This is a genomic window from uncultured Mucilaginibacter sp. (assembly GCF_903913935.1).
GTDB lineage: Bacteria > Bacteroidota > Bacteroidia > Sphingobacteriales > Sphingobacteriaceae > Mucilaginibacter.
In genome coordinates this window covers 1-5,364 of sequence record NZ_CAIWNH010000474.1, presented here as the reverse complement: position 1 = coordinate 5,364, position 5,364 = coordinate 1, and the positions used below count along the sequence as shown (strand labels likewise).

Genomic DNA, 5,364 nt, shown 5'->3' with positions numbered 1-5,364 from the left:
TATCAGTCCTTGTTTAACTCCAGTATGTAAAGCGTTTAGATAACGATCTAAAAGCAACTCAAATAAATTATTATATACGCTGGCAGCATACATCAGGTAACCATAAAAAGCAATGTCACCTCCAAAAGATTCTCGATCTTGAAAAATATCGTCCTTATGTTTTTTCAGCCAATCAAAATTCAAGTAACTAACTTCCGGTATATAAAACCCGATCGACCAAAAGAATTCTTCACAATCGGAAGATGTAACATGGGATGTAAATCGCTCACGTATATCATACCGCCAAATACCGGGTTGGTCTCCGTTGCTTTTATTAGCATTAAGCGAACACGTAATCATTGCCCTGTACAATTTGCCGCGCGTCGCGTTGATGATATCAAATCCAGGGTCATTATTCAGCCATTCAAATGGCCGAGTATATTTGTCATCCAAAAGAAGCAATAACTGAGCTGACAAATCGAGTATTTCCGAACGCACGCCGACCTCATCAATTTGCAGAACGGATTGCACAAGCCAGCCGATCATCCCGATCGCACCAGATTTTTCACGGTCTTCGATTTCAAAATCATAAAGTTCAGCACGTGTTTCGGCCAATTTGAGAAAGAAAGCCAATAACTGCTCATAATCTAAGGTCGCCTTTTGTTCAGCTAGCGTACGAAATCCGTCTACAAAATTATATAGGAATTTAACTGGAATATGAATAAACTGCTTCGTATGACTTATTACCAAACTAACGTTGGTAATAACATAATCTCTGACGTCCTGCTCCAGTCCCCAATGATTGTAACCATCCCACGCATCTTGATCTGCCAACAGGTTTAGAACTCTTACAGGATCCATTTTTAATATACGCTCCGCTCTGCTAAATTCCCCTCCGGGACGGATACCGAAATAGCTATCGTAACCCGGGTGTCTTGGCGCATTGTTTTCCGTTATCTTCATCAATTGCCTATATCTCGATGCAACAGATTCCGTTCGAAATCGAATAGGTTCTAAAGCTGTTATCCACTCGAGCTTTTCGAAAGCGCCGTACTTATCAACGTCCACCTTATCCTCGAGATCGGGCGGAACAGTTAATTCATCTATCCAATTTACAACCACTTGTACCTCAGAACCATCGAAGTCCTCACAATGCCGGTTTAGTAATCGGTATACTTCTAATTTGATTTCATTGACAACCGGAGGATTTTTATACATCCAAAACAAGTCTTTCAGTTGGTCGTAACGTTGATCTACAAAATAAATGGCAATACGTTGTAGTATCAAAGTATCATCCTTTACATAAGCACTAACTATTTGGTTTGTATACCCATTATCAGCCACTTGCAATACATTAACCAACAAGTTTACAATTGCCATGCTCAAGCCTTCGTTATGACTGTTTTGTGAATCTGGTTCTAAGGACGGAATATTGAACTTCAAAAATTGAAATGTATAATTTTCAACCAGAGCTTTTATTTTGTCGGTCAGCCATTCTATTACCCCGCTCCCCAATGCGTCGTAAAGCTTTCCGGGAACACGTTTAACAAATTGCTCTAAGTAGAAAGCGTCGACCACCGAATTCATTTTATAATCGCTGGGCGCGGACGAAGGCGTAAAAAAAATATCTAAAAGACTATACGACATTTGTTTTTCAACCCAAGTCAAAGTTTTATCAAAAAACTTACCTGTCAAGTCGTTGGTTAAGATTGACCGATCCCTTTTTAATCCAAAATTAATTAGGAAATCTAAATGTTCTTCGTTGATAACCCCTTCCGGCAACAAGAATATTAGCTGGCAAAAATAATAGTCAGTGGTTGGGTTACGCCGAAGATCATCCTTCCTGACGTTAACAAATTGAATATAGTGATTGATCAACTCCAAAAGCAAGGGTAAAAGATTGTTCTGGACAGCATCCTGCTTTGCTGCTTCCCATATCAGAAAAACTGCATCCCATGCAATAAAGCCACGTGATTCATTTCCCTCCGCGTCGTAAAATGTACCCGGCGCGGGGATGTTTTCAAAATCAAATAAGCCTAAGTCATAAAGAGCTTTGAACCATGACGACTTAAAATTATTTGGCGAGCTTAAATATTGAATAACAAATGCTTTGACTATCGGATCTGAAATTGCTTCGGCAACCAGATTATAGTCAATATTGCCCCCTTCTGATATATGCAAACTTATCTGATTGATTTTCTCTATAATATTTGCCATATCAATTAGGTTTAAATGCTAGTGCCGAAAGAGTTGGTTTTTTATTAAGTTCTCTCAAGATAAGCTCAATTTGCAGGTAGTTATTACTTTCGAAAGGAATGATCGATATACCAATATCATTCAAGGTCTTGACCTTATTAAGATTTCTATCCATGAATTCTATTTGTGAGATCAATGCCTTTTTTAGAGAACTGTCTATTTTCGTTTTTTTGAGTAGACCTGACGAATCGATAATTATGTTAAAAGTAGTTTCTCCAGATTTCCCATAGCTTGATTTTTCGATTACACCTTCAGTTAACAAAAGATCAATATCATCAGTAAAGGTCAACAATTCAGAAACGGTCAAATGCTTTTTAAGCAACGAGTCACTCATGATACAAAAATGTTCAGGCAACTTCTTATTATATCGGGCTGCATCCTTGCGAATTCCTTCCATCGCTTTGCTTAAAAAGTTGACAAAATAATCATCATCAAAACTGAAGCCGACAAAGAGTGTTGGATATCTGGAAAAAATTGATCCGATAAGCATGGATACGCCTGAGTGAGAATTATCATATTGTTCGCTATAGCTTTCTTCAGTTAACACGACATCTGCTGAATCAATATCGCCATGAATATGAAAAACATGACGCTCATAGCCCCAACCATCATGATTAAAATCGCCTAACGTCGAAACATTATATTGACAGTCTGGTTGTGGGTTGAATCTGCCGATAGCATCTAAGGCCTCTTCAAAGCTTTTATCATAGTTAGTGGTAAGAATGAGTTTTGATAGTAAAAGCAGTTCTACATGTAACGATGGGTAATGACATGCTTGGGGTGCGATAAATTTCCGAAGCTGATCTTTGTAGACAGTCTCATTTGGAGCTTTTGATTTAATATTAGTAGCTACTTGTGCGTAACTGGACTTATCAATATCAGCCTCCAGTTCCACATCAGTCGGGTAATATTGAAATTCGGCATTCAAGCCGATTAACATTTGTTTCCAAAGAGGTATAAGTAATACTTTCGAACAACCAGCACCTATAAAAGTGGCAATACCCGGCGGTCTCCGCCAGGCATGTGCTTGCAATGTCCTTATTTGTTGGTTCTTTGAAAAATCCATATTGGCCTTAGGTCATTCTAAACGCCGACAACGCACCGCTTTGTCGAGTCGGCTAAAGTTAAATACTCATTTGCTTTTATGCGAATTTTGACCGACAAAATTCAGAGTTTGCTGAAAAAAATGTCATTATCAGTTTATAAACGTTTTTACCCATTTAGGCCAAGATCGTTTTCAAAAGCATTTAAGGTGTTTTAATCCAGAAGCGCCTAAATTATAAATTTGCAATTTTTCTCAAATCTTCAAGGAAAGAGTTCCGAAATTGTGTACTTGGGGCCACATAAAAACACATGGGCGTTTTCTACCACAATTCATCGCAGCAAGTTGTATAAATATTTTTGTAACAATTGTCATGGATCGGAGAACTATCGCATTTAAATAAATAAGCAAAACAAAACTACATTCCTTACTTTAGCATTCACCTTTTATAATAAGTTAAGTCGACAATCTCAAATGAACCTCTCAAACAGCAATAAAGTAAGCCTCCTTTTTATTTTAATGATAACGGGCAGTTTGCTTTTTGCACAGCAACCAGATGCTGCAACAGCAGTAAAAAAAGCAAGCAAATGGGTGAAAAGCCGTGTTTGGGCACCTGAACTGAAAATCAAGCCTGATAAATCAGTAAACAGTATTGAGTTTAAAAAACAATATGAAAGCAATAAGCCTTTGTGGGATAAAGTATTCAGCTTTTTAAGTGATAGCAAACTTTCGACCCTTGCGCCAGGCAGGTATCCTGTTGATGGCGATAACGCTTATGCCACCATTTCGGCCGGCCCGCCAAAAAACATCGACGACGTAAAATGGGAAGCCCACCAGAAATACATCGACCTGCATTATGTCATCAACGGGAAAGTAAAGCTCGGCGTTTGCCCCCTTTCATTGGCGCAGCTAACTGAACCTTATGACGATAAAAAAGACGCAGCCCATTACAATGCCGAAGGGAAATATTACACGGCTACTCCTCAAAACTTCTTCCTGTTTTTCCCTACTGATGTGCATCGCCCGGATATTAAAGTAAAAGGATTTGATACTTTGAAAAAACTGGTTATTAAAATCCGTTACCAGCAATAAACCATTAGTATTGCAGCTTTATGAAAAACTACCTGAAGATCCTGAAAATTGACGAATACTCCGTTACACCCAAATACCTGCAGATCTGCAACTCCATATTAAGGGGTATTGAGGATAAAAAGATTGTAAAAGATGATATCCTGCCCTCCATTAATGACTTGAGTACGGCGCTTGAGGTATCACGAAACACGATTGACCGGGCGTACAAAGAGTTAAAGAAATACAACGTCGTCAAATCTGTTGCGGGTAAAGGTTATTTTATATCAACAACCCAATTCAATCAACCTGTTAAGGTGCTTTTATTATTCAATAAGCTGAGCAGCCATAAAAAAATAATTTATGATGCCTTCGCCGAAAAGCTGGGGAATAATGCCGCTATTGATTTTTACATCTACAACAACAACTTTAATTTCTTTAAAAAACTGCTCAACAACAATATCGATCATTATTCAAAGCTGGTGATCATCCCCCATTTTATTGAAAACGCTGAAAATGCTTTCACCATCCTCAATAACTTACCGAAAGACAAGCTGATTTTGATGGATAAATTAATTGAGGGATTGACAGGGGATTTTGCAGCCGTTTATGAGGATTTTGAAAAAGACATTTATTCTGCATTGGAACAACTCCTGGATAAATTGAGTAACTATCATACCCTAAAAATCATCTTTCCTGAAAATAGTTATTATTCCAAAGACATCCTAACCGGCTTCGTCAGTTTTTGTCATCAATACGCATTTGATCATGACATCATCCCTCATCTAAAAAACGAACAATTATTACCCGGCACGGTATATATCAATTTAATGGAAGACGATTTGGTGGAGCTGATAGAAAAGATAATAGGCGATAATTTACAAATTGGAAAAGAAATAGGCGTAATATCCTACAATGAAACACCATTGAAAAAAATTATTTTAAATGGCATTACTACGATCTCTACAAATTTTAAGCTGATGGGCGAAAAAGCTGCCGAGATGATCCTTCAAAACAAC

4 protein-coding genes are annotated in these 5,364 nt (G+C 37.9%); 2 read left to right on the top strand and 2 right to left on the bottom strand.

Going from position 1 to position 5,364, the window contains the following annotated elements; all coding sequences use genetic code 11:
- Nucleotides 1-2,196: hypothetical protein (locus QZY09_RS18960; protein WP_295674856.1), on the bottom strand; the 2,196-nt coding region annotated here is incomplete at its 3' end.
- A 1-nt stretch (nt 2,197) separates the two neighbouring features.
- Nucleotides 2,198-3,301 (bottom strand): SIR2 family protein, encoded by a 1,104-nt coding sequence (locus QZY09_RS18955; RefSeq protein WP_295674855.1) that lies wholly within the window; start codon nt 3,299-3,301, stop codon nt 2,198-2,200.
- A 450-nt stretch (nt 3,302-3,751) separates the two neighbouring features.
- Here QZY09_RS18955 and QZY09_RS18950 point away from each other — a divergent pair, with 450 nt between their 5' ends.
- Together QZY09_RS18950 and QZY09_RS18945 are read left to right on the top strand one after the other, a co-directional pair.
- Entirely contained in the window at nt 3,752-4,369 is a 618-nt protein-coding gene (locus tag QZY09_RS18950; RefSeq protein WP_295674853.1) for a YhcH/YjgK/YiaL family protein, read from the top strand.
- Between the two features lie 20 nt (nt 4,370-4,389).
- A partial coding sequence (locus QZY09_RS18945; protein ID WP_295674852.1) for a GntR family transcriptional regulator occupies nt 4,390-5,364 on the top strand: 975 nt, incomplete at its 3' end.